The organism is Variovorax sp. Soil_C_12 (assembly GCF_057657375.1).
In genome coordinates this window covers 90,404-112,935 of sequence record NZ_JBDGIO010000005.1, presented here as the reverse complement: position 1 = coordinate 112,935, position 22,532 = coordinate 90,404, and the positions used below count along the sequence as shown (strand labels likewise).

Below are 22,532 nucleotides of genomic sequence, written 5' to 3'. Positions count from 1 at the left end.
GCGGCCTCGCGGGCACCAAGAGATGGAGCGGGTGAAGGGAATCGAACCCTCGTATGAAGCTTGGGAAGCTGCCGTTCTACCATTGAACTACACCCGCAGCAGGCGCGAATTCTAGCGCGTGTCCGGCACGCATCGCCGCAGTTTCCGCAGCTCGCCCTACTGCGGAAACTGCACCACCGGCCCCTGCGCCTTCTGCCCCGGCGGCACATAGGCCGGCGCCGGTGCGCCACCGGGCCCCAGCGAGCGGGTGAAGGCGTAGATGGCCTTCAGCTCGGCGTCGCTCATGGCGCGCACGTTGAACCAGGGCATGGGCGGCCTCGGCTCCATGTGGCGGGCATGGTGCAGCCACTGCCGCTCGGTCATGCTGGCCATCATGAGGCGCAGGTTGGTCGCATAGGTCGTGCCCCACGGGCCTGCCCAGCCCAGGTTGTCGCCGGTCAGCCAAAGCTTCTCGTCGACCTGGCCGTTCTTCTGTGCGTAGCCGGGCGTGTGGCAGTCGTTGCATCCGGCGATGCGGATCAGGTGGCGGCCGCGTTCCAGCTGGGTCTTGCCCGGCTCGGGCGGCGCGGCCACAGCCGCGGTGGAGGCGAGGGCGGTCATGGCTGCAGCGAGGAAGATCCGGTAAGGCGACATGAGGCACTCCTTGGATGTGTGGGTTGAATATCACTTCTTCGCGCCGGCGCGGCGAGCCGGCCCGGCCGGCGCCGCAGCCTCGACGAGCGCACGGATGGCCCAGCGCCTGGTCCTACGTGCCTCGGCATCGTCGAGTCGAAGCACGTCCTTGAAGACAACCATCGCTTCCGGCCCGACCACGAGCGCGAGCGCCTGCTTGAGGCGCTTCAGCGCCGCCGGCTTGAAGCGGGCGCGGGCCGGGTCGAGCGCGGCTTCGATCAATGGCGTGCGGCGGTTCTGGCGCGCGGGCATCTGCGCATCCACCTCGCCGCGCGCGCTTCGCTCCAGCGACTGCGCCAACATCATGCGAAGCGGCGCCTCGTTGGCCGCGATCATGGTGTGCAAGGCATCGTCCACATGCTCGAGGCGCGCGACGACGTCGTCGGCCGGCGCGCCCCGCAGCGCGTCTTCGGTGAGCGGCGTCTCGATGTCGATCGACGCCTCCAGGTGCAGCGCTTCCGCGTTCGGGAAGTAACGGTAGGCGGTGGCACGCGACACCAGCGCGTGCTCGGCGATTTCCTCGAGCGTCGGGCGGCGCCCTTGCATGGTCAGTTGCGCGGCGGCCTCGAGCAGGGCCTTGCGCGTGCGCTGCTTCTGCTGGGGGCGGCCCTGTGGTCCGGCCATGCTCAAGCCGCCGGCGGCAACTGCTGCAGGATGGCGCCCAGATCGACCCAGACGTTCTCCCTGCGGATGTCGCCGCTGTCCGCGAATTCGATGACGTGCAGCAGGCGGAAGGCGAGCGGGCGATCGCGGCCTTCGAAGCCGAAGGGACGGCCCGGCGCCTTGCCGGTCCACAGCGAGTCGTCGACCATGAAGTTGTCGCCGTAGAGGCGGCGCAAGGACCGGACCTTGCCTTCCGACAGGTCGGCGAACAGCGCTTCATAAAAAGGGCGCGTGGCATCGCGGCCGCGGACGGGGCCGCCGGGCCAGCCGACCACGTCGTGCTCCACGTCGGAGGCGAGCGTGGCCAGCACGCCCTCCACGTTGTCCTGGGCTTCGAAGCCGAAATGCTCGTCGAGCTTGCGATCCATCTCGCTGCGGGTCATGGCCATGGCGATCTCCTCAGGTCTGGTGTGCTGCCATCATAATGAGACGGAAATCTCATTACAAGAGATTTGTCTCATGAATTTCGGTCTATGCCGAATGGACGCTGTGCTAACGCCGCCGGGTCGCCGCGAAGCCCTGCAAACCTGTCCCGCAGGAACCTGGGCAAAGAGCCGGCGGGTGGGGTCAGGGCAGGAACACCCGCGTCATGATCTGCCCGTTGGGGGCGGCCGCCGCAAGCCGCCCTCGCGCTACCTTGCACCGATGTCACGGTGCCTTCATGCGGCTCGTCGAACATGGAGGGCTTGCCCGCCCCCCACTTGACGAGAGTTCACAAGAATGGCCAAAGACTTCGACTGCATGGAGGACTCCAACCGGAGCGCCAATCCCACCATCCATGAGGTTTCCGACCCCGCCCGTCGGATATTCGTACGCGGCGGACTGGCGGCCACCGTGGCCGGGCTGTTCGGGCCGCTGGCCGCCGGCGCGCTCGCCGGCTGCGCCACCACCGGCGGCGGCAACGCGGCTTCGCTGGGCCGCGGCATCGGCTTCAAGAGCGTGCCGATGGCGGCGGTCGACCGCGTCGTGGTGCCCGAGGGCTACAGCGCCCAGGTGCTGTACCGCTGGGGCGATGCCGTGGGCGTGGCGGGCCAGATGCCGACCTTCAACGCGGACGCCTCCAACACCGCTGCCGAGCAGGGGCTGCAGGCCGGCATGCACCACGACGGCATGGCCTTCTTCCCCATCGAGGGCTCCTCGCAGCGCGGGCTGCTGGTGATGAACCACGAGTACGTCGACGACGGCCTGCTCCACACCGACGGCATGAAGACCTGGAGCGCCGAGAAGGTGCGCAAGTCCATGAACGCACATGGTGTCTCGGTGATCGAGATCCAGCGCGAGGGCAGCGGCTGGAAGCAGGTCGCGCCTTCGAAGTTCGCGCGCCGCATCACGGCGCTCACGCCGATGACGCTGACGGGCCCGGCCGCCGGCCACCCGATGCTGCGCACCGCCGGCGACCCGACCGGCACGCGCATCCTGGGCACCTACAACAACTGTGCCAACGGCCACACGCCCTGGGGCACCTACCTCACCTGCGAGGAGAACTTCGCCGACTACTTCGAGGGCGTCGACAACCCCGATGCGCACCAGCGCCGCTGGGGCATCCGCAAGGGCAACGGCGCCAAGTACCGTTGGCACGAGCACGACGAGCGCTTCAGCGTGGCGAAGCATCCCAACGAGTCCAACCGCTACGGCTGGGTGGTCGAGATCGATCCGCAGGACCCGGCGTCCACGCCCGTCAAGCGCAGCGCCCTCGGCCGCGCCGCGCACGAGGGCGCGGCCACCGCACTCACGGCCGACGGCCGGGCGGTGGTCTACATGGGCGAGGACTCGCGCTTCGAGTACATCTACAAGTTCGTCAGCCGCGACCGCGTCAAGCCCGGCGGCTTCGAGGCCAACCGCGAGCTGCTGGACCACGGCACGCTGTACGTCGCGCGCTTCGACGTCGACGGCACCGGCGAATGGATGCCGCTGGTGCAGGGCCAGGGCCCGCTGACGGCGGACAAGGGCTTCGCGAACCAGGGCGACGTGCTGATCAAGTCGCGCCAGGCCAGCGATGCGCTGGGCGCCACCAAGATGGACCGCCCGGAGTGGACCACGGTGGACCCGATCACCAAGGAGGTCTACTGCACGCTGACCAACAACAGCAACCGTGGCGGCCAAGGCCAGACCTTCATGGACGCGGCCAATCCGCGTTCCAACAACACCATGGGCCAGATCATCCGCTGGAAGGAAGCGGGCGACCTCGACGCCACCCGATTCGCCTGGAACCACCTCGTGCTGGCCGGCGACCCGAAGCAGAGCCGCTACGAGGCGCAGGGCAACATCAAGGGCGACACCTTCGGCAGCCCCGACGGCCTGATGGTCGACGCGCGCGGCGTGCTGTGGATCCAGACCGACGTCTCGACCTCGACGCTGGGCAAGGGCGAGTACGTCAACCTGCCCAACAACCAGATGCTGGCCTGCGATCCCACCAAGGGCGAGATCCGCCGCTTCCTGCTCGGCCCGGCCGGCTGCGAGGTCACCGGCCTCACGGCCACGCCGGACCTGAAGTCGCTGTTCATCAACATCCAGCACCCCGGCGAGCCGGCCAACGAGCGCAGCGACCCCGAGAAGCCGCTGGCGATCTCGAAGTGGCCGGACGGCGCCGGCCGGCCGCGCTCGGCGACGGTGGTCATCACCAAAAACGACGGCGGCGTGATCGGAACCTGAGGGCTTCCCCGGGCTCCGGAATCAGGGGCGCCCGGCCTGGCGATGTCGCCGCCGCCGCATCAGCAGCGCATAGACGCCCACGTTCAGCAGCGTGACGAAGACGCCCACACCGATCTCCAGCTCGCGCGTGAAGCCCTCGGGATAGATCAGGCCGGGCAGGTAATGCTGGACGAAGCCGCCCTCGTAGCCGGCCTGGCCGGCCTCGCGGCGCAGCGTGTTCTCCAGCGGCGTCAGCGGGCAGACCCCGCCCGCCCAGGAGATCCAGGCTGCCCAGGCGACGGCCGGCAGGTGCAGCCAGGCCACGCGCGGCCAGCGCCACACCAGCGCGCCGCCGGCGACGACGAAGACGATGAAGAGCCCGTGCAGCAGGAGCACGGCGTCGGCGAGCAGGCGCGGGGTCATGGGCGCAAGGGTCGCATGGGCACGGCTTTCCGGCAAAGGCGCCCCGCATGACCGCGGGGGCGGCGAGGGCAGGGCCAAACCTATAATCCTCGGCTCAGCAGATCAAGTAGTCAGGTGGGTTCGATGCAGGGGCTGCCCGCAGCCGGCCGCCTCTCTCAGCACTCCAATCCAAGATGAGCCAGCCCACCTTCAGCGTCGCGGACATCCGCAAGTCCTTCCTCGATTTCTTCGCCTCCAAGGGTCACACCGTGGTGCCGTCGAGCTCGTTGGTGCCGGGCAACGACCCGACCCTGATGTTCACCAACTCCGGCATGGTGCAGTTCAAGGACGTGTTCCTCGGCACCGACAAGCGCCCCTACGTGCGCGCCGCCTCCGTGCAGGCCTGCCTGCGTGCCGGCGGCAAGCACAACGACCTGGAGAACGTGGGCTACACCGCGCGCCACCACACCTTCTTCGAGATGCTGGGCAACTGGAGCTTCGGCGACTACTTCAAGCGCGAGTCGCTCAGCTGGGCCTTCGAGCTGCTGACGCAGGTCTACAAGCTGCCGGCCGAGCGCCTCTGGGCCACCGTCTACCAGGAGGACGACGAGGCCTACGACATCTGGACCAAGGTCATCGGCCTGCCGCCCGAGCGCGTGGTGCGCATCGGCGACAACAAGGGCGGGCGCTACATGTCCGACAACTTCTGGATGATGGCCGACACCGGCCCCTGCGGCCCGTGCTCCGAGATCTTCTACGACCACGGCCCCGGGATCGCCGGCGGTCCGCCCGGCTCGCCCGATGAAGACGGCGACCGGTACATCGAGATCTGGAACAACGTGTTCATGCAGTTCGACATGCAACCCGACGGCAGCGTGAAGCCGCTGCCCGCGCCCTGCGTCGACACCGGCATGGGCCTGGAGCGCCTGGCCGCCATCCTGCAGCACGTGCACAGCAACTACGAGATCGACCTGTTCGACCGGCTCATCAAGGCCGCCTCGCGCGAGACCGGCGAGCGCGACCTGCACAACAAGAGCCTGCGCGTGATTGCCGACCACATCCGCGCCACCGCCTTCCTGGTGGCCGACGGCGTGATCCCCTCCAACGAGGGCCGAGGCTACGTGCAGCGCCGCATCGTGCGCCGGGCCATCCGCCATGGCTACAAGCTGGGGCAGAAGAAGCCCTTCTTCCACAAGCTGGTGCCCGACCTGGTGGCGCTGATGGGCGAGGCCTACCCCAAGCTGGTGGCCGACCAGCAGCGCATCACCGAGACGCTGAAGGCCGAGGAGGAGCGCTTCTTCGAGACGCTCGCCAACGGCATGGAGATCCTCGACGCGGCCCTGGCCGGCGATGCCAAGGTGCTGCCGGGCGAGGTGGCCTTCAAGCTGCACGACACCTACGGCTTCCCGCTCGACCTCTCGGCCGACGTCTGCCGCGAGCGCGGCGTGGAGGTCGATGCCGCGGGCTTCGATGCCGCGATGGAAAAGCAGAAGGCCGCCGGCCGCGCCGCCGGCAAGTTCAAGATGGACCGCGCCGTCGACTACGCAGGCGCGGCCAATGCCTTTACCGGCTACGAGCATCTGGAGGAACAGGCCCGCGTGCTCGCGCTGTACTTCGAAGGCGCGCCGGTGCAGGAACTGAAGGAAGGCCAGCCCGGCATCGTGGTGCTCGACACCACGCCCTTCTACGCCGAGAGCGGCGGCCAGGTCGGCGACCAGGGCGTGCTGGTGGCCGAGGGCCTGCAGTTCGGCATCGACGACACGCAGAAGATCAAGGCCGACGTCTTTGGCCACCACGGCACGCAGACGCAGGGCACGCTCAAGGTGGGCGACACGGTCACGGCGCGCGTCGACACGGCGCTGCGCGCCGCCACCATGCGCAACCACAGCGTGACCCACCTGATGCACAAGGCCTTGCGCGAGGTGCTGGGCACGCATGTGCAGCAGAAGGGCTCGCTGGTCGACGCCGACAAGACCCGCTTCGACTTCGCGCACAACGCGGCCGTGACGCAAGCGCAGGTCCTCGAGATCGAGCGCCGCGTCAACGCCGAGATCCTGGCCAACCAGGCCACGCAGGCGCGCCTGATGGACATGGAGTCGGCCCAGCAGACCGGCGCCGTGATGCTCTTCGGCGAGAAGTACGGCGAGACCGTGCGCGTGCTCGACATCGGCACGAGCCGCGAGCTGTGCGGCGGCACCCACGTGGCGCGCACCGGCGACATCGGCCTCTTCAAGATCGTGAGCGAGGGCGGCGTGGCCGCCGGCGTGCGCCGCATCGAGGCGGTGACCGGCGCCAACGCGCTGGCCTACCTGCAGGGGCTCGAGGCCACGGTGAACAGCGTGGCCGCCACGCTCAAGACGCCCGTGCCCGAGGTGCAGCCGCGCCTGGTGCAGGTGCTGGAGCAGGTGCGCGCGCTGGAGCGCGAGGTCGGCGCGCTCAAGGGCAAGCTGGCTTCGTCCAAGGGCGACGAGCTGCTGGCCCAGGCGGTCGAGATCAAGGGCATCAAGGTGCTGGCCGCCAAGCTGGACGGCGCCGACGCCAAGACGCTGCGCGAGACCATGGACAAGCTCAAGGACAAGCTCAAGACCGCGGCCATCGTGCTGGCGGCGGTCGACGGCGGCAAGGTCCAGCTGGCCGCCGGCGTCACGGCCGACAGCATGGGCAAGCTCAAGGCCGGCGAGCTGGTCAACTTCGTGGCCCAGCAGGTGGGCGGCAAGGGCGGCGGCAAGCCCGACCTGGCGATGGCCGGCGGCACCGATGCGGCCGGGCTTGCCAAGGCGCTCGCCTCGGTCCAGGACTGGGTCGCCCAGCGGGTCTGACACCCTGCCCAGGCGGGGCCGTCCGTGCCATAGTCGCGCGGATGGAAGGGGCTTTCCGGTCATTGCCGATCTTGATCGCCGCGCTGGCTGCGGGCGCCGCCTTGGCGGCCGCGCCCGCACAGCCGAGCGACTTCGAGAGGCGCGACCGCACGCGGCCCGGCGCCGACGACCATGGCTGAGGAGGCGCTCCCCGTCGACGTGCTGGTGATGGGCGCGGGCGCCATCGGCTGCTACATCGGCGGCAGCCTGGCTTCCGAAGGTGTGCGGGTGCTCTTCGTCGGCCGTCCGCGCGTGCTCGAGGCGCTGGAACGGCACGGGCTGCGCCTCAGCGACCTGGATGACGGCGAGCGCTACGTGCCGCCCGGCACGCTTCAGGTGGCCGAGCGGATCCCGCCCGGCGTGCGGCCGGGCCTGGTGCTGCTGACCGTGAAGAGCGGCGCCACCGCGCAGGCGGCGGCCGAGCTCGGCGCGGCGCTGCCGGCGCGCACGCCGGTGATCTCGCTGCAGAACGGCGTGTCGAATGCGAGCACCGCGGCGCACGTGGCGCCGACGCTGCAGGTGCTGCCGGGCATGGTGCCGTACAACGTTGCGGAGATCGGGCCGGGCGCCTTCCATCGGGGGACCACCGGCCGCCTCGCCGTGCAGGACGACGCGGTGCTGCGGCCCTGGCTGGCCGTGTTCGAGCGCGCAGGGGTGCCGATCGACCGGCACAAGAACATGCTGCCGGTGCAGTGGGGCAAGCTGCTGCTCAACCTCAACAACCCCGTCAATGCGCTGTCCGGCCTGCCGCTGCGCCGGCAGCTGCTGGACCGCGGCTACCGCCGCTGCCTCGCGGCGCTGATGGACGAGGCGCTGGAGGCGCTGTCATGGGCCCACATCAAGCCGGCGCAGCTGGCGGCCGTGCCGCCGCGCCGCATGCCGGTGATCCTGCGGCTGCCGAACCCGGTGTTCCGCGTGATCGCGGCGCGGATGCTGCGCATCGACGACAAGGCGCGCTCCAGCATGGCGGACGACCTGGCGCTGGGCCGCCGCACCGAGATCGATGCGTTGTGCGGCGAGGTGGTGCGGCTCGCGCGCTCCAACGGCGCCCGCGCGCCGAGGAGCGCGAAGATGGTGGAACTGGTGGAAGCCTGGCCGGAGCGGCCGCATGCGCTCTCGGCACAGGAGTTGCTGGCGGCGCTGGGCGTGAAATGACGTTCACCCCTATTGCCCACGTCGGCGTGGAGTGCAAGCGGCCAAGGCCCGTTATTCCAAAAGGAGCGGCATGCATGTCCTGATCCTCGGCAGCGGCGTCATCGGCACCACGGTGGCGTACTACCTCGCCAAGGCCGGCCACGAGGTCACGGTGCTCGACCGCCAGGATGCGCCGGCGCTCGAGACCAGCTACGCCAATGCCGGCGAGGTTTCGCCCGGCTACTCGGCGCCCTGGGCCGGGCCCGGCGTGCCGATGAAGGCCGTCAAGTGGCTGCTGATGCGCCACAGCCCGCTGGTGATCCGGCCCATGTTCGATCCGGCCATGTGGCGCTGGGGCATCGCGATGCTGTGCAACTGCACGCAGGCGCGCTACGAGATCAACAAGAGCCGCATGGTGCGGCTGGCCGAGTACAGCCGCGATTGCCTGCAGCAGCTGCGCGCCGACACCGGCATCCGCTACGACGAGCGCTCGCTGGGCACGCTGCAGCTGTTCCGCACGCAGAAGCAGCTCGACGGCACCGGCAAGGACATCGAGATCCTCAAGGCCTACGGCGTGCCCTACCAGCTTCTGGACCGCGACGGCTGCGCGCAGTACGAGCCGGCGCTGGCCGCCGTGCGGCACAAGTTCGTGGGCGGCCTGCGCCTGCCGGGCGACGAGACCGGCGACTGCTTCAAGTTCACCCAGGGCCTGGCACGGCTGGCCGAGGCCGCGGGCGTGCGCTTCCGCTTCGGCGTGACCATCACCGACATCGCGCGCGATGCCGAGGGCGTGGCCGCGGTCCATACCGATGCCGGCCCCTTCCGCGCCGATCGCTACGTGCTCGCGCTGGGCAGCTATTCGCCGCGGCTTTTGAAGCCGCTGGGCATCCGGCTGCCGGTGTACCCGGTCAAGGGCTTCTCGATCACCGTGCCGATCACCGATGCCGCGATGGCGCCCGAGTCCACCGTGATGGACGAGACCTTCAAGGTCGCGGTGACGCGCCTGGGCGAGCGCATCCGCGTGGGCGGCACGGCGCAGCTGTCGGGCTACGACCTGCGCCTCAACGACCGCCGGCGCGACACGCTGGAGCACGTGGTCACCGATCTGTTCCCGGGGGGCGGCAGCGTCGAAGGGGCGGAGTTCTGGACCGGCCTGCGGCCCATGACGCCCGACGGCACGCCGCTGCTCGGCGCCACGCCCGTCCCCAAGCTGCTGCTGGCGACCGGCCACGGCACGCTGGGCTGGACCATGGCGGCAGGGACGGGGCGGGTCATGGTCGACCTCATCGCGGGCCGTTCGCCCGAGATCGACATGGAAGGCCTGGGCCTGGAGCGCTACGCCTGAGCGCCCCGCAGGCCGCCTCGGTTTGGCTGGTTTTGATCCATTTGATGGGAGTCTGTAGAATGAGATCAAACAGATCAACCAAGGCCTCGATGATGAGCAGTTCCGATCTCACCGCCAGCTTGCAGGGCGACCTGCTGTCGCTGGAGCCCTATACCGCTGCCCGCGCGGCTCGCAAGGGCGGCGCGCGCAAGTTCCTGCTGGAGATCAAGGACGAGGCGATCTCGAAGGTGCTGCTGGCCTCCCTGCCGATGCTGGAGCGCGCGCTGCTCGAGAAAACCGCCCAGGCCCGCGAGCGCCGCATCGAGGCCGTGGTCGACTTCATGGCGGGGCAGATGGTGCTGCCGAGCGCGATCGACCGCGATATGGCCCAGCGGCTTGCCAAGCGGCATGCGCGCGTGCTGAACGAGTTCGGGCATTTCACGGCCGAGCAACTGGCCGACGCCAACCGCTCGCAGGCCAGCAGCCGCACTGCCTTGGTGGACAACTGGCGCAAGCGCCGCCAGGTCTTCGCCGTGCCGCATCCGGACAAGAGCGCGCGCGAGCGCGACGTCTACCCCGCCTTCCAATTCGAGGACCACAAGCCGATCAAGGCGGTGCAGGCCGTGCTCGAAGCCTTCGGCGATCGCCGGGCGCCCTGGAAGCTCGCGTTGTGGTTCACCTCGAACAACGGCTGGTTGCCCGGCAGTGCGCGGCCCGTCGACCTGCTGGCATCGAACCCGCAGGCCGTGGTCGAGGCGGCGCAGCGCGATGCGCAAGAGGTCGCGGCTTGAGCTGCCGCGCGCCGGCACCGCCTCTCGACCCCCTTTTCGATCGCTGGCCGGCTGGCGCGCCGATCCACGTCATCCACGACACGGCCTTCGCGCCCGAGAGCTTCAACCCCGGCGTCGACAGCGCTGGCGCTTTGCGCAAGCCCACGCGATTCGCGCCCATCCGTGATGCCAGGAACCGGGTCGTGCCCTATCTCTACGCCGGTGCGACCCTGGACTGCGCGATCTTCGAGACAGTCTTCCACGACGTGCCGATCGACGCGCCCGACAAGTTCGTGGACCTCGACGCTTTCGCGCAGCGCGGCCATGGCCAGCTCGTGCCCAGCCGCGAACTCCTGCTCGTGGACCTGACGAGCGAGGGGCTGCACCGGCTCAAGATCCCGAAGGAGGAGCTCGTCGCCAGCCCGGCACGCGACTATGTGGATACCTCCCGATGGGCCGAGGCGCTGCATCGCCAATGCAAGGATGCCGATGGCCTGGTGTGGATGTCGCGCCAGCGCGATCGCGACAGGGCGATGCTGCTCTTTGGCGACCGCGTGAAGGGCGTTCTTTCCGGAACGCGCATCGGCGGGCCGCTGGTGCGCAATGACGCGTTGCGCCAGGCCATCCTCGCCGCGGCGCTGCGCGCGGGCATCGATGCGTCCTGACGTTCAGGGCTCGGTCGCGCGGGCGCCTCAGTTGCGCCAGTTGCCGCGCTCGCGCAGCACGGTCTTCCTGCCCTGCGTGACGATCAACCACCCGTCCTGCCCGACGAAGTAGCTGGTCGAGTTGCCGTCGTAGAACTGCCAGCCCAGCGGATCGCAGGGCGCGTTGCCGGGCGGGCAGGGGCGCTGTCCCGGCTTGCCGACGAGGTTGATGCGGCTGCCGTTGCGGTTGTGGGTACCGGCATAGGCGAACTGCTCGCAGTCCGTCACGCGCTCGCCGCACATCGGGGTGATCTCCACCGTGTAGCTGCGGGTTTCCAGCGTGGCAGCCTGCAGCGGATCGAGGAAGAAAAGACAGAGCAGGGCGGAGGCGGGCGCAAGTCGATTCATGGGCGGTCCGTGCAAGGCTGCGGGGCCGCCAGTGTATGTCGCTGGTGCGCCTGCAGGCACGCACCGATCAGGGCTTGGCGGCTGCCGGCTCCAGCCCGCTCTTGACGATCGCCGGCGCCGCCTGCGGCGAGGTGAAGTAGCGGATCAGCTGCTTCGCCGCCTCGGGCTGCCGTGCCGTGCTCGAGATGCCGGCCGAGAACACGGTGACGCGCTGCACTTCCGCCGGCAGCGGCCCGACGTAGTCGATGCCCTGGATCGGCAGCAGTTCGCTCACCTGCTGCAGGCCCAGCGCCGCGTCGCCGCGCGCAACCACCGCGCCGACCCGTTCGCTCAGGATGCGCCGGCTCTTGGGCTTCACCTGCTCCTCGATGCCCAGCTTCTTGAGCAGCTCGGTCTCGTAGTAGGTGCCGCTGGCGCTGGCCGAGTAGGCAATCGAGGGCGCCGCGAGCAGCGTGCGCTTGAGGGCGTCGACCGTGCCGATGTCCGGCTTGGGCGTGCCGCTGCGCACCGCGAAGCCGATGAACGAGCGCACCAGGTCGACCTGGCTGCCCGGCACCACCTTGCCCTGCGCCACCAGGGCATCGAGGGCAGGGCGCGCCAGGATCACGATGTCGACCGGTTCGCCGCGCGCCAGCCGGCTCGGGATCGAGTCGCTGGCCGCGCCCATCGACGCGCCGTAGGCCGTCTGCACCTTGTGGCCGGTGGCCTTCTCGTAGGCGGGCGTGAGCTCGTCGTAGGCGGCGGTGAAGCCGCCGGACGTCATCACGCGGATCTCGGTGCCGGCGGGTGCGACGGCTTGCGTAGCCGCGCAGCCGGCGAGGGTGAATGCGGCCAGCAGCAGGGCGGCGCGGCGCGTGAGCCTGGGAAAAGCCATGGGTGTCTCCGGGAAGTAAACCCGCCCATCCTAGAAAGCCAAGCTGTCAGTTCGCGTTCACGCGGCTCAGGGTAAACGCGCCCGAACCTAGGGTTTATGCCTAGACATCCTGGGCACTTCGGGATTATTCTTCGCCTGTCCGTTCCATTAATAAATCAATGTTTTATTAGTGGAACAAACAAAGTCTACCACCAAGACCACGGATCGAACCCACGATGATGAAGCCCACCCGTCGCCAGGCGCTCGCGCTGGCCGTTTCCCTCGCTGCTGCCAGCACTGCCGCTCCGATCTGGGCGCAAGGCTATCCAGCCAAGCCGATCACGCTCGTGGTCGCCTATCCGGCCGGCGGCGACACCGACGCGCTCGCGCGCCTGTTCGCCGAGAAGCTGTCCACGCGCATCGGCCAGCCGGTGGTGGTCGACAACCGGCCCGGCGCCAGCGGCGTGATCGGCAGCAGCTTCGTGGCCAAGGCGCCGGCCGACGGCTACACGCTGCTGCTGGCGCCCAGCACCTTCTCGATCGCGCAGCTGGTGCTGAAGACCGGCGGCAGCGCGAGCTACGACGTACTCAACGGCTTCACGCCCGTCGTCCAGATCGGCACGCTGCCGCTGTTCCTGGTGGCGAGCGCGGGCACCGGCTTCAAGACCTTCAAGGACGTGCAGGCCGCCAAGGGCCAGACGCTCTCGTACGCCAGCCCCGGCAGCGGCTCGCCGATGCACATCCTGGGCGAGATGGTCAACAAGGCGGCCGGCATGAACCTCGGCCACGTGCCCTACAAGGGCGTGGCCCCGGCAGTCAACGACGTGCTGGGCGGCCATGTGCCGCTGACCTACATCACCTACGGCCCCGTGGCGCCGCACCTCGCCGGCGGCAAGATGCTGCCGCTCGCGGTCGCGGACCGCACCCGCTCGCCGCTGGCGCCCAACGTGCCCACCTTCGCCGAGCTCGGCTTCAAGAATGTCGAAGTGACGGCCTGGCACGGCCTCTTCGGGCCCAAGGGCCTGCCGCCCGAGATCGTGAAGACGCTCAACGGCCACTTCAACGAGATCCTCAAGATGCCCGACGTGGTGTCGAAGATGGCGGTGCTCGGCGCCTTGCCGCTGGGCGGCGCGCCGGAGGTGCTGGCCAAGACCAATGCGGCCGACTTCGAGCGCTTCGGCAAGATCATCAAGGAACTGGGCATCCAGGCGGATTGACGCAAAGCATGACCGACATCAAAGCCATCCCCGATCCCGACAGCCTGCAGGCCCTGCTGGCCGAGTTGCCGGCCAACCTGCTCGCCGGCCGGCGCGTGCTGGTGACCGGCGCCGCGCGCGGCCTCGGGCTGGCGTTCGCCCAATGCATCGCCGCCGCGGGCGCGGCCGTGGTGCTGGCCGACATTCTTTCGGACCTGGCCGAGACCGAGGCGCAGGCCTTGCGCAAGGCCGGCTTCAAGGCCCACGCGCTGGCACTGGACCTGTGCGATCCGGCTTCGATCGAAGCCTGCGCCGCCGCCGCGGTGAAAGCGCTCGGCGGCCTCGATGGCCTGGTCAACAACGCCGCCATCACCAATTCCGGCGGTCGCGACGCCCACGCGCTGGACATCGAAACGTGGGACCGCGTGATGGACGTCAACGTGCGCGGCACCTGGCTCATGAGCCGCGCCTGCCAGCCGGCCCTCGCGCAGGGCGGGCGCGGCGCCATCGTCAACCTCGCATCCGACACCGCCTTGTGGGGCGCGCCCAAGCTGCTGGCCTATGCCTCGAGCAAGGGCGCCGTGATCTCGATGACCCGTTCCCTGGCGCGCGAGTGGGGCGAGTCCGGGATCACCGTCAATGCGGTCGCGCCCGGCCTCACGCTGGTGGAAGCCACCGAATACGTGCCGCTGGCGCGCCACCAGAAGTACCTCGAGGGCCGCGCCCTCCCGCGCGAGCAGCAGGCGGTGGACGTCTGCGGCGCGGTGCTGTTTTCCCTCTCCGGCCTGTCGCGCTTCGTGACCGGCCAGCTGCTCGCCGTCAACGGCGGCTTCGTGATGCATTGATCCTTCAAGGAGTTATTCGATGAGCGATTTGTCAGAGCAAAAGAAATTCGACGACAGCAAGGTCGGCGAGACCCTGCGCCGCCCCGAGGGCGCGAGCCTGGAGTCGTGGATGAACAGCCGCATCGCGCGCTATTCGACCCGCAAGTACGACTGGGACGCGCTGAAGTTCCAGGCCGACTTCGACCCCAAGTTCCGCCGCGCGCAGATGCGCTACGTGGGCACCGGCGGCACCGGCGTGGCGAGCGACGTCAACACCATCCCGGCCGAGAGCTTCACCTTCTCGACCATGGTGATCCCGGCCGGCCACGAAGGCCCGCCGCACCTGCATACCGACGTGGAAGAAGTGTTCTTCCTGCTGCGCGGCAAGCTCAAGGTGGTGCTGACCACGGCCGAGGGCGAGCGCTACGAGACCGTGCTGACCGACCGCGACCTGATCTCGGTGCCCCCGGGCGTATACCGCGAGGAGATCAACATCGGCGACGAGGATGCGCTGATGTGCGTGATGCTGGGTTCCAAGAAGCCGGTCACGCCGACGTACCCGGCTGACCATCCGCTCGCCAAGATCAAGCGCTGATCGGGACGCAGAAGCCATGAGCGAGACCACCGTGATCGAAGTCCCCAGCCTGCCGGCCGCCGAGCTGGCGCGCCTCGAGGCGCGCTTCCCGGCGCGCAGCGTGCCGGTGCAGGGCGGTGCCGTGGTCTCGGTGCGCGAATGCGGCGCGGGCCCGGCGATCGTATGCCTGCACGGCATCGGCTCGGGCTCGGCCTCGTGGCTGGACACGGCCCTGCTGCTCGAAGGCGAGGCGCACCTGATCGCATGGGATGCGCCGGGCTATGGCGCATCGACACCGCTGGCCGCGCAGGCACCCACCGCACACGACTACGCGCAGCGCCTGCAGGGCCTGCTCGATGCCCTGGACATCCAGTCCTGCGTGCTGGTCGGCCATTCGCTCGGCGCGCTGATGGCTGCGTCCGCCGCGCGTCCCGGCTCGCCGCTCGCCTCGCGCATCTCGAAGCTGCAGCTGATCAGCCCGGCCGCCGGCTACGGCGTCGCAGGCCGTGCAGAGGCGCAGGCCCGCGTGCGCGCCGAACGCCTGGGCACGCCGGCTGAGCTGGGCATCGCCGGCATGGCCGCGAAGCGTTCGGGCCGGCTGCTGTCGGAACACGCGAGCGAGACCGCACGCCAATGGGTGCGCTGGAACATGGCGCGCCTGCACGAGGCCGGATACCGCCAGGCCGTGGAGCTGCTGTGCGGCGCCGACCTGCTGGCCGACCTGCCGCCCGCCATGCCGGTGCGCGTGGCCTGCGGTGCGCTGGACGTCGTCACCACGCCCGAAGCCTGCGCCGCGGTCGCGAAGCAGTGCGGCGTGCCGCTCGAGCTGCTGTCCGATGCCGGCCACGCGAGCTACGTGGAGCAGCCCGCCGCAGTCGCCGCGCTGCTGCGCGAAGCCCTTGCAGACTGATCGATCCACAAGAACGACGAGAGAACCATGAGCAACGACCTGATGGAAGAGGGCGCCGAGCGCTACAACGTGCCGGCCCTGGAACGCGGACTGCGCATGCTGTGCGAGTTCAGCCGCGAGAGCCGCACCCTGTCCGCGCCCGAGCTGGCGCGCCGCTTCGACCTGCCGCGCTCGACCGTGTTCCGCCTGCTCAGCACGCTGGAGAACATGGGTTTCCTGGAGCGCGCCGAGGGCGGCCGCGACTACCGACTGGGCCTGGCCGTGCTGCGCCTGGGCTTCGAGTACCTGGCCTCGCTGGAGCTCACGCAGCTGGGCACGCCGCTGCTCAACCGCCTGTGCGAGGAGCTGCGCACGCCCTGCAACCTGGTGGTGCGCGACGGCCGCTCCATCGTCTACGTCGCCAAGGTTGCGCCGCCTTCGCCCTTTGCCAGCTCGGTCACGGTGGGCACGCGCCTGCCGGCCCATGCCACGGTGCTGGGCCGCATCCTGCTGGAAGACCTGACGCTGCCGCAGCTGCGCGCGCTCTACCCGGAAGACAAGCTCGAGACCTTCTCGCCGAGCACGCCCAAGACGGTCAACGAGCTCTTCGACATGGTCCAGGCCGACCGCGAGCGCGGCTACGTGCTGGGCGAGGGCTTCTTCGAATCGAATATCTCCACCATCGCCGCGCCGGTGCGCGACCACAGCGGCCACATCGTGGCGGCGCTGGGCGCAACCATCACCTCCGGCCACATCGACGAGGCCCGCATGGACGAGATGGTGCAGCGCGTGCGCGGCACGGCCGACGAGATCTCGGGCCTCCTGAACTACGCACCCGCCGGCAAGGCCAAGGTGGTCCCGCTGCGCAGCGCCTGAGGCCGACGACATGGCTGCATCCACTTCCCCTTCCTTCTTCGCCGCCGATGCACTGGCCGGCCGCGTGGCCGTGGTGACCGGCGGTTCGTCGGGCATCGGCCTCGCGACCGTCGAAGCCCTGCTCGACTGCGGCGCCGCGGTCGCGCTGTGCGGCCGCAACGCCGAGCGGCTGGATCGCGCCGTGGCCGGGCTGCGCGAGCGCCGCCCGCAGGCCACGCTCTTCGCCCAGACCTGCGACGTGCTGGACCCCGCCTCGGTGAAGGCCTTCGCCGCGGCCAGCGAGGCCGCGCTGGGCCCGGCTTCCATGCTGATCAACAACGCCGGTCAGGGCCGCGTCTCCACCTTCGCCGACACCGAAGACGCCGCCTGGACCGAGGAGCTGAACCTCAAGTTCTTCTCCGTCATCCATCCGACGCGGGCCTTCCTGCCGCAGCTCGCGGCGCAGCGTGCGGTGGTGGGCGATGCATCCATCGTCTGCGCCAACTCGCTGCTGGCGCGGCAGCCCGAGCCGCACATGGTCGCGACCTCGGCCGCGCGCGCGGGCCTCTTGAACCTGGTGCGCTCCATGGCTGTCGAGTTCGCGCCGCAGGGCGTGCGCGTCAACGGCATCCTGATCGGGCTGGTCGAGTCGGGCCAATGGCGCCGCCGCTTCGAGGCGCGCGAAGACAGGTCGCTGGATTGGTCCGCCTGGAGCGGTCAGCTCGCCAAGAACAAACACATCCCGCTGGGTCGCCTGGGGCTTCCGACCGAAGCCGCACGCGCGATTCTTTTCCTCGCTTCCCCTCTCGCTTCCTATACGACGGGCAGCCACATCGACATTTCCGGAGGCCTTTCCCGCCATGCATAACACTCCCAGCAACCCCCACGTCACGGTCGGCGCGGTCGTCGCCGCCTTCCTCGAACAGTGCGGGGTCAAGGCCGCCTTCGGCGTGATCTCGATCCACAACATGCCGATCCTCGATGCCTTCGCGCAGCGCGGGGCGGTCCGCTTCATCTCGGCGCGCGGCGAGGCCGGCGCGGGCAACATGGCCGACGCCTATGCCCGCTCCACCGCCAGCCTGGGCGTGTGCGTGACCAGCACCGGCCCGGCCGCCGGCAACATTGCCGGCAGCATGGTGGAGGCGCTCACCGCCGGCGCGCCCGTGCTGCACATCACCGGCCAGATCGAGACGCCCTACCTGGACAAGGGCATGTCGTACATCCACGAGGCGCCCGACCAGCTGACCATGCTCAAGGCCGTCTCCAAGGCCGCCTTCCGCGTGCGCAGCGTCGAGAACGTGCTCGGCACGCTCAAGCGTGCGGTGCAGGTCGCGCTCACCGCGCCGACCGGCCCGGTCAGCGTGGAGATCCCGATCGACATCCAGTCGGCGCTCACCACGATGCCCGCGGATCTTTCGCCGCTGCCCATCGAGGCGGCCGTGCCCTCGAAGGCCGGGCTCGATGCCTTGGCAGCGAAGCTCGCCTCCGCCAAGCGCCCGATGCTGTGGATCGGCGGCGGCGCGCGCCGCGCCGGCGCGGCGATCCAGCGGCTGCAGAAGCTCGGCTTCGGCGTCGTGACGACCACGCAGGGCCGCGGCACGGTGCCCGAGGACGATCCGGGCTCGCTCGGCGCCTACAACATCCAAAAGCCGGTCGAGGCCTTCTACCAGAGCTGCGACGCGATGCTGGTGGTCGGCTCGCGCCTGCGCGGCAACGAAACGCTCAAGTACGAGCTGAAGCTGCCGCGCCCGCTCTACCGCATCGATGCCGATGCCGCAGCCGAAGGCCGCTGCTACGCGACCGACGCCTTCGTTTGCGGCGATGCCGCGCTCGCGCTGGAGGGCCTGGCCGACCGGCTGGAAGCGCTGCAATACCAGGCGGACCCGACGCTGCTCGCCGACCTGCGCGCCGCGCACGACCAGGCGGTCGCCACGCTGCGCGACGGCCTCGGCCCCTACGCCGAACTGGTGCGCCAGATCCAGTCCGTGGCCGGCCGCAGCTTCAACTGGGTGCGCGACGTGACCGTCTCCAACAGCACCTGGGGCAACCGCGAACTGCGCGTGTTCGAACCGAGCGCAGGCGTCCACGCCACGGGCGGGGGCATCGGCCAGGGCATGCCCATGGCCATCGGCGCGGCCATCGGCGCGGCGGTCACCGGCTCGGGCCGCAAGACCTTCTGCCTGGCCGGCGACGGCGGCTTCATCCTCAACCTGGGCGAGCTCGCCTGCATGGTGCAGGAAGAGGCCCCGATGGTGATCGTGCTCATGAACGACAAGAGCTACGGCGTGATCAAGAACATCCAGGACGCGCAGTACGGCGGCCGCCGCTGCTACGCCGACCTGCACACGCCCGACTACGCGCTGCTGTGCAAGTCGATCGCGCTGCCGCATGCCCGCGTCTCGCGCCTGGAGGAACTGAAGGGTCAGCTCGACGAGGCGCTGGCCGCACGCGGGCCCTTCCTGCTGGAGATCGACATGCTGTCCATCGGCGGCTTCAAGAGCACCTTCGCCGGCCCGCCGACCAACACCGTCACGCAGATCCCTGCGCTGGCGAAGTGAGGCACTGACATGCTGCGCGTGGCACTCATCGGTTGCGGCGCCATCGGCAGCTCGGTCATCGAGCTGCTGAAGGGCGATGCGGGGCTCGCGGTGGTGGCGGTGGTCACTCCCGCCGAAGGCGTGGCCGCCGCGCAGGCGGCCTTGCAGAAGCTGGCGCCCGGCGTGCAGGTCTGCGCCGCCGTGCCTGCGTCCGGCGTCGACCTGGTGGTCGAGACCGCCGGCCATGCCGCCATCGAGGAGCACGTGCTGCCGGCGCTGCGGCGCGGCACGCCCTGCGTGGTCGCCTCGGTCGGCGCGCTCTCTGCGCCGGGCCTGGCCGAGAAGCTCGAGATCGCGGCCATCACCGGCGGCACCCAGGTGCAGCTGATCGCCGGCGCCATCGGCGCCATCGATGCGCTGGCCGCGGCCCGCATCGGCGGACTCGACAGCGTGCGCTACACCGGCCGCAAGCCGCCACGCGCCTGGAAGGGCACGCCGGCGGAGCAGGGCCGCGACCTCGATGCGCTCACGGCCGAATGCGTGATCTTCGAAGGCAGCGCGCGCGAGGCCGCGGCGCTCTATCCGAAGAACGCCAACGTGGCGGCCACTGTCTCGCTCGCGGGCCTCGGGCTGGATCGCACGCTGGTGCGCCTCATCGCCGATCCGACCGTGGACGAGAACGTGCACACGGTCGAGGCCGAGGGCGCCTTCGGCAGCTTCGAGCTGAGCATGCGCAACAAGCCGCTCGCGGCCAATCCCAAGACTTCCGCGCTGACGGTCTACAGCGCCGTTCGCGCCTTGCGCAACCGGGCCGCGGCCCTTGCCATTTGACCCACCATGATCTCTTCCGAACTTCTTCCCATCAACGTGGCCGGCGAATGGCGCCTGGGCGGCGGCGACGCCTACGAGAGCCTCTATCCCGCCAACGGCGAACCCATCGCACGCCTCAAGGCTGCCAGCCTCGCCGATGTCGACGAGGCCATCGTGCGCGCCGACCTGGCCTTCCGCACCAGCGGCTGGGCGCAGAAGCTGCCGCACGAACGCGCCGCGGTGCTGCACCGGGTGGCGCAGCTGATCCGCGAGGAGGCCGAGCCGCTGGCGCAGAAGCAGCGCCTGGACAACGGCAAGCCGATCAACGAGACGCGCGCGCTGGTGGCGAGCGCGGCCGCCACCTTCCAGTTCTTCGCGGCGGCGCTGGAGACGCTGGAAGAGACGATCACGCCCTCGCGCGGCCCCTTCGTCACGATGAGCGTGCACGAGCCCATGGGCGTGGTGGCCGCCATCACGCCGTGGAATTCGCCGATCGCGAGCGAGGCGCAGAAACTGGCGCCGGCGCTGGCGGCCGGCAATGCGGTGATCGTCAAGCCGGCCGAGATCACGCCGCTGATGGCGCTGGAACTGGCCCGCATCTGCGAGGCCGCCGGCGTGCCGAAGGGCATCGTGAGCGTGCTGCCGGGCAAGGGCTCGGTCATCGGCGATGCGATCACGAAGCATCCGCTGGTCAAGCGCGTGTCCTTCACCGGCGGCACGACGACGGGCAAGCACATCGCCCACATCGCGGCCGACAAGATGATGCCGGTCTCGCTGGAGCTGGGCGGCAAGTCGCCCACCATGGTGCTGGAGGATGCGGACCTGGACCACGCCGTCAACGGCGTGCTCTACGGCATCTTCAGCTCCTCGGGCGAATCGTGCATCGCGGGTTCGCGCCTCTTCGTGGCGCGCCGCATCTACGACGAGTTCGTCACGCGCGTGGCCGAGGCGGCCGCGATGCTGCGGGTCGGCGATCCGGCCTCGGAGCGGACCCAGATGGGCCCGCTGATCACGGCGAAGCATCGCGAGAGCATCGAGCGCTACGTGGCGCTGGGCGTCTCCGAGGGCGGCCACATCCGCACCGGCGGCGTGCGCCCGCACGGCGCGGCTTTCGACAGTGGCTACTTCTACACGCCCACCATTCTCGAAGGCCTCACGAACAGTGCGCGGATCAGCCAGGAAGAAGTCTTCGGCCCGGTGCTGGTCGCCATGCCCTTCGACAACGAGGATGAACTGATCGCCCAGGCCAACGACAGCGTCTACGCGCTGGCCGCGGGCGTGTGGAGCCGCGACTTCAAGCGCGCCTGGCGCCTTGGGCGCGCGGTGCAGGCCGGCACGGTCTGGGTCAACACCTACAAGCAGTTCTCGGTCTCCACCCCTTTCGGCGGCTGGCGCGACAGCGGCCTGGGCCGCGAGAAGGGGCGCGAAGGAATCTTCCAGTACATGGAGCAGAAGAGCATGTACTGGGGCACCAACGAGCAGCCGCTGCCGTGGGCCAACTGAAGGGAGTCATGCCATGAGCGTTCTTGGAATCGATCAGATTACTTATGCGGCGGACGACCTGCCGACCTGCCGCCGCTTTTTCTCGGACTGGGGCCTGGCGCTCAAGTCGGAGACTGCGGACCAGCTCGTGTTCGAGTGCCTGAACGGCTGCCGCGTCGTGGTCGCCGCATTGGGCACGCCCGGCCTGCCGGCCGCGGTGGAGGAGGGGCCGACGCTGCTCGAAGTGGTGTGGGGGGTCGAGAGCGAGGCCGATCTCGCGCGCTACGCCGCGGCCATCGCCAAGGACCCCGGCGTCGTCGATGGTGAAGTCGAGGGCGCACGCCGCATCGGCTGCACCGACCCCAACGGCCTCGCCGTCCGCCTGCAGGTCAGCCGCAAGCGCAGCATCGAGGTCGAGTGCGGCGCAATGAACACCTGGAACGCCAAGCCCCGCATCAACCAGGCCGCGCCGGTCTACGAGCGCGCCACGCCGATCGAGGTGGGCCACGTGGTCTTCTTCGTCGCCGACGTGAAGGCCACCGCCGACTTCTATGCGAAGCGCTTCGGCTTCGTGGGTTCCGACAGCTACCCCAACCGCGGCGCGTTCATGCGCTGCGCACCCGAGGGCGGCCACCACGACCTGTTCCTGCTGCAGCTGCCCTCGGGCAAGCGCGGGCTCAACCACGTGGCGTTCACCGTGCGCGACATCCACGAGGTCTTCGGTGGCGGGCTGCACTTCTCGCGCTGCGGCTGGGAAACCCAGTTGGGCCCGGGACGGCATCCGGTGTCTTCCGCCTACTTCTGGTACTTCAAGAACCCGGCCGGCGGCCTGATCGAGTACTACGCCGACGAGGACCAGCTCACGGCCGAGTGGCAGCCGCGGGAGTTCGAGCCGGGTCCCACCGTGTTTGCCGAATGGGCGGTCGATGGCGGGCTGGACGGCGACACGCGCCGGCAGAAGAACGCCGACGGTCCGCAAGGCAAGTTCCTGACCGAAAAGAAATGA

At 69.6% G+C, this 22,532-nt stretch carries 21 protein-coding genes, 1 tRNA gene and 1 pseudogene; 16 read left to right on the top strand and 7 right to left on the bottom strand.

Annotation, left to right across the window (positions count from 1 at the left end; all coding sequences use genetic code 11):
* Positions 1-23 precede the first annotated feature (23 nt).
* The 4 genes from AC3A6X_RS15215 to AC3A6X_RS15200 form a co-directional block, all read right to left on the bottom strand.
* Positions 24-97: transfer RNA gene (locus AC3A6X_RS15215), tRNA-Gly, on the bottom strand.
* 59 nt (positions 98-156) lie between these two features.
* Positions 157-633, bottom strand: coding sequence for a c-type cytochrome (locus tag AC3A6X_RS15210; protein ID WP_487842970.1), 477 nt, complete (start codon positions 631-633; stop codon positions 157-159).
* A 30-nt stretch (positions 634-663) separates the two neighbouring features.
* Positions 664-1,296, bottom strand: coding sequence for a TetR/AcrR family transcriptional regulator (locus AC3A6X_RS15205; protein ID WP_487842969.1), 633 nt, complete (start codon positions 1,294-1,296; stop codon positions 664-666).
* A gap of 2 nt (positions 1,297-1,298) precedes the next feature.
* Complete coding sequence (locus AC3A6X_RS15200; RefSeq protein WP_487842968.1) at positions 1,299-1,724, bottom strand: ester cyclase; 426 nt, start codon at positions 1,722-1,724, stop codon at positions 1,299-1,301.
* A gap of 331 nt (positions 1,725-2,055) precedes the next feature.
* Between AC3A6X_RS15200 and AC3A6X_RS15195 the strand changes: the two genes are divergently transcribed.
* Positions 2,056-3,987, top strand: a complete 1,932-nt coding sequence (locus AC3A6X_RS15195; protein WP_487842967.1) for a PhoX family protein — start codon at positions 2,056-2,058, stop codon at positions 3,985-3,987.
* 21 nt (positions 3,988-4,008) lie between these two features.
* On the opposite strand, the gene AC3A6X_RS15190 is transcribed toward AC3A6X_RS15195, so the two are convergent.
* On the bottom strand, positions 4,009-4,389 hold the full coding sequence (locus AC3A6X_RS15190) for a DUF2784 domain-containing protein (RefSeq protein ID WP_487842966.1): 381 nt from the start codon (positions 4,387-4,389) through the stop codon (positions 4,009-4,011).
* A 173-nt stretch (positions 4,390-4,562) separates the two neighbouring features.
* Between AC3A6X_RS15190 and alaS the strand changes: the two genes are divergently transcribed.
* From alaS to AC3A6X_RS15165, 5 genes and pseudogenes are all read left to right on the top strand, one after another.
* A complete protein-coding gene (alaS, locus tag AC3A6X_RS15185; RefSeq protein WP_487842965.1) occupies positions 4,563-7,187 on the top strand; it encodes an alanine--tRNA ligase in 2,625 nt (874 codons plus the stop codon).
* A 171-nt stretch (positions 7,188-7,358) separates the two neighbouring features.
* On the top strand, positions 7,359-8,381 hold the full coding sequence (locus AC3A6X_RS15180; protein WP_487842964.1) for a 2-dehydropantoate 2-reductase: 1,023 nt from the start codon (positions 7,359-7,361) through the stop codon (positions 8,379-8,381).
* Between the two features lie 70 nt (positions 8,382-8,451).
* A pseudogene (locus tag AC3A6X_RS15175) lies at positions 8,452-9,763 on the top strand (D-amino acid dehydrogenase).
* Positions 9,764-9,797: 34 nt separating this feature from the next.
* Positions 9,798-10,475: a hypothetical protein gene (locus tag AC3A6X_RS15170; RefSeq protein ID WP_487842963.1), complete on the top strand. Its 678-nt coding sequence runs from the start codon at positions 9,798-9,800 to the stop codon at positions 10,473-10,475.
* The gene (locus tag AC3A6X_RS15165; protein WP_487842962.1) at positions 10,472-11,119 is read left to right on the top strand and encodes an RES family NAD+ phosphorylase; all 648 of its coding nucleotides are present in this window, start codon (positions 10,472-10,474) and stop codon (positions 11,117-11,119) included. The genes AC3A6X_RS15170 and AC3A6X_RS15165 overlap by 4 nt, the downstream gene beginning before the upstream one ends.
* Positions 11,120-11,146: 27 nt before the next feature.
* Here AC3A6X_RS15165 and AC3A6X_RS15160 read toward each other — a convergent pair whose 3' ends face one another.
* The gene (locus tag AC3A6X_RS15160) at positions 11,147-11,506 is read right to left on the bottom strand and encodes a hypothetical protein (protein WP_487842961.1); all 360 of its coding nucleotides are present in this window, start codon (positions 11,504-11,506) and stop codon (positions 11,147-11,149) included.
* Positions 11,507-11,573: 67 nt separating this feature from the next.
* A complete protein-coding gene (locus AC3A6X_RS15155; RefSeq protein ID WP_487842960.1) occupies positions 11,574-12,380 on the bottom strand; it encodes a substrate-binding domain-containing protein in 807 nt (268 codons plus the stop codon).
* 218 nt (positions 12,381-12,598) lie between these two features.
* Here AC3A6X_RS15155 and AC3A6X_RS15150 point away from each other — a divergent pair, with 218 nt between their 5' ends.
* From AC3A6X_RS15150 to AC3A6X_RS15105, 10 genes are read left to right on the top strand one after another with little or no spacing between them, the layout of a single operon-like run.
* Positions 12,599-13,576 carry a Bug family tripartite tricarboxylate transporter substrate binding protein gene (locus AC3A6X_RS15150; protein ID WP_487843293.1) on the top strand — a complete coding sequence of 326 codons (978 nt, stop codon included), beginning with the start codon at positions 12,599-12,601 and terminating at the stop codon, positions 13,574-13,576.
* 8 nt (positions 13,577-13,584) lie between these two features.
* Complete coding sequence (locus tag AC3A6X_RS15145; RefSeq protein WP_487842959.1) at positions 13,585-14,400, top strand: SDR family oxidoreductase; 816 nt, start codon at positions 13,585-13,587, stop codon at positions 14,398-14,400.
* A gap of 19 nt (positions 14,401-14,419) precedes the next feature.
* On the top strand, positions 14,420-14,974 hold the full coding sequence (locus tag AC3A6X_RS15140; protein WP_309969798.1) for a cupin domain-containing protein: 555 nt from the start codon (positions 14,420-14,422) through the stop codon (positions 14,972-14,974).
* A 16-nt stretch (positions 14,975-14,990) separates the two neighbouring features.
* Entirely contained in the window at positions 14,991-15,863 is an 873-nt protein-coding gene (locus AC3A6X_RS15135; protein WP_487842958.1) for an alpha/beta fold hydrolase, read from the top strand.
* A gap of 27 nt (positions 15,864-15,890) precedes the next feature.
* Positions 15,891-16,718: an IclR family transcriptional regulator gene (locus tag AC3A6X_RS15130; protein ID WP_487842957.1), complete on the top strand. Its 828-nt coding sequence runs from the start codon at positions 15,891-15,893 to the stop codon at positions 16,716-16,718.
* A gap of 10 nt (positions 16,719-16,728) precedes the next feature.
* Positions 16,729-17,565, top strand: coding sequence for an SDR family oxidoreductase (locus AC3A6X_RS15125; protein WP_487842956.1), 837 nt, complete (start codon positions 16,729-16,731; stop codon positions 17,563-17,565).
* Complete coding sequence (locus AC3A6X_RS15120) at positions 17,558-19,255, top strand: thiamine pyrophosphate-binding protein (RefSeq protein WP_487842955.1); 1,698 nt, start codon at positions 17,558-17,560, stop codon at positions 19,253-19,255. The genes AC3A6X_RS15125 and AC3A6X_RS15120 overlap by 8 nt, the downstream gene beginning before the upstream one ends.
* A gap of 9 nt (positions 19,256-19,264) precedes the next feature.
* Positions 19,265-20,065, top strand: coding sequence for an aspartate dehydrogenase (locus tag AC3A6X_RS15115; protein ID WP_487842954.1), 801 nt, complete (start codon positions 19,265-19,267; stop codon positions 20,063-20,065).
* Positions 20,066-20,071: 6 nt separating this feature from the next.
* On the top strand, positions 20,072-21,547 hold the full coding sequence (locus tag AC3A6X_RS15110) for an aldehyde dehydrogenase (RefSeq protein ID WP_487842953.1): 1,476 nt from the start codon (positions 20,072-20,074) through the stop codon (positions 21,545-21,547).
* Between the two features lie 13 nt (positions 21,548-21,560).
* Positions 21,561-22,532, top strand: a complete 972-nt coding sequence (locus AC3A6X_RS15105) for a VOC family protein (RefSeq protein WP_487842952.1) — start codon at positions 21,561-21,563, stop codon at positions 22,530-22,532.

What these genes read in the sequence shown, in the direction of transcription:
- AC3A6X_RS15170 (WP_487842963.1), top strand. Translation starts at nt 9,798, where the DNA reads ATGAGCAGTTCCGATCTCACCGCCAGCTTGCAGGGCGACCTGCTGTCG.
- AC3A6X_RS15180 (WP_487842964.1), top strand. Translation starts at nt 7,359, where the DNA reads ATGGCTGAGGAGGCGCTCCCCGTCGACGTGCTGGTGATGGGCGCGGGC.
- AC3A6X_RS15160 (WP_487842961.1), bottom strand. Translation starts at nt 11,506, where the DNA reads ATGAATCGACTTGCGCCCGCCTCCGCCCTGCTCTGTCTTTTCTTCCTC.
- AC3A6X_RS15210 (WP_487842970.1), bottom strand. Translation starts at nt 633, where the DNA reads ATGTCGCCTTACCGGATCTTCCTCGCTGCAGCCATGACCGCCCTCGCC.
- AC3A6X_RS15200 (WP_487842968.1), bottom strand. Translation starts at nt 1,724, where the DNA reads ATGGCCATGACCCGCAGCGAGATGGATCGCAAGCTCGACGAGCATTTC.
- AC3A6X_RS15195 (WP_487842967.1), top strand. Translation starts at nt 2,056, where the DNA reads ATGGCCAAAGACTTCGACTGCATGGAGGACTCCAACCGGAGCGCCAAT.
- alaS (WP_487842965.1), top strand. Translation starts at nt 4,563, where the DNA reads ATGAGCCAGCCCACCTTCAGCGTCGCGGACATCCGCAAGTCCTTCCTC.
- AC3A6X_RS15135 (WP_487842958.1), top strand. Translation starts at nt 14,991, where the DNA reads ATGAGCGAGACCACCGTGATCGAAGTCCCCAGCCTGCCGGCCGCCGAG.
- AC3A6X_RS15115 (WP_487842954.1), top strand. Translation starts at nt 19,265, where the DNA reads ATGCTGCGCGTGGCACTCATCGGTTGCGGCGCCATCGGCAGCTCGGTC.
- AC3A6X_RS15145 (WP_487842959.1), top strand. Translation starts at nt 13,585, where the DNA reads ATGACCGACATCAAAGCCATCCCCGATCCCGACAGCCTGCAGGCCCTG.
- AC3A6X_RS15140 (WP_309969798.1), top strand. Translation starts at nt 14,420, where the DNA reads ATGAGCGATTTGTCAGAGCAAAAGAAATTCGACGACAGCAAGGTCGGC.
- AC3A6X_RS15125 (WP_487842956.1), top strand. Translation starts at nt 16,729, where the DNA reads ATGGCTGCATCCACTTCCCCTTCCTTCTTCGCCGCCGATGCACTGGCC.
- AC3A6X_RS15105 (WP_487842952.1), top strand. Translation starts at nt 21,561, where the DNA reads ATGAGCGTTCTTGGAATCGATCAGATTACTTATGCGGCGGACGACCTG.
- AC3A6X_RS15150 (WP_487843293.1), top strand. Translation starts at nt 12,599, where the DNA reads ATGAAGCCCACCCGTCGCCAGGCGCTCGCGCTGGCCGTTTCCCTCGCT.
- AC3A6X_RS15110 (WP_487842953.1), top strand. Translation starts at nt 20,072, where the DNA reads ATGATCTCTTCCGAACTTCTTCCCATCAACGTGGCCGGCGAATGGCGC.
- AC3A6X_RS15190 (WP_487842966.1), bottom strand. Translation starts at nt 4,389, where the DNA reads ATGACCCCGCGCCTGCTCGCCGACGCCGTGCTCCTGCTGCACGGGCTC.
- AC3A6X_RS15205 (WP_487842969.1), bottom strand. Translation starts at nt 1,296, where the DNA reads ATGGCCGGACCACAGGGCCGCCCCCAGCAGAAGCAGCGCACGCGCAAG.
- AC3A6X_RS15130 (WP_487842957.1), top strand. Translation starts at nt 15,891, where the DNA reads ATGAGCAACGACCTGATGGAAGAGGGCGCCGAGCGCTACAACGTGCCG.
- AC3A6X_RS15120 (WP_487842955.1), top strand. Translation starts at nt 17,558, where the DNA reads ATGCATAACACTCCCAGCAACCCCCACGTCACGGTCGGCGCGGTCGTC.
- AC3A6X_RS15155 (WP_487842960.1), bottom strand. Translation starts at nt 12,380, where the DNA reads ATGGCTTTTCCCAGGCTCACGCGCCGCGCCGCCCTGCTGCTGGCCGCA.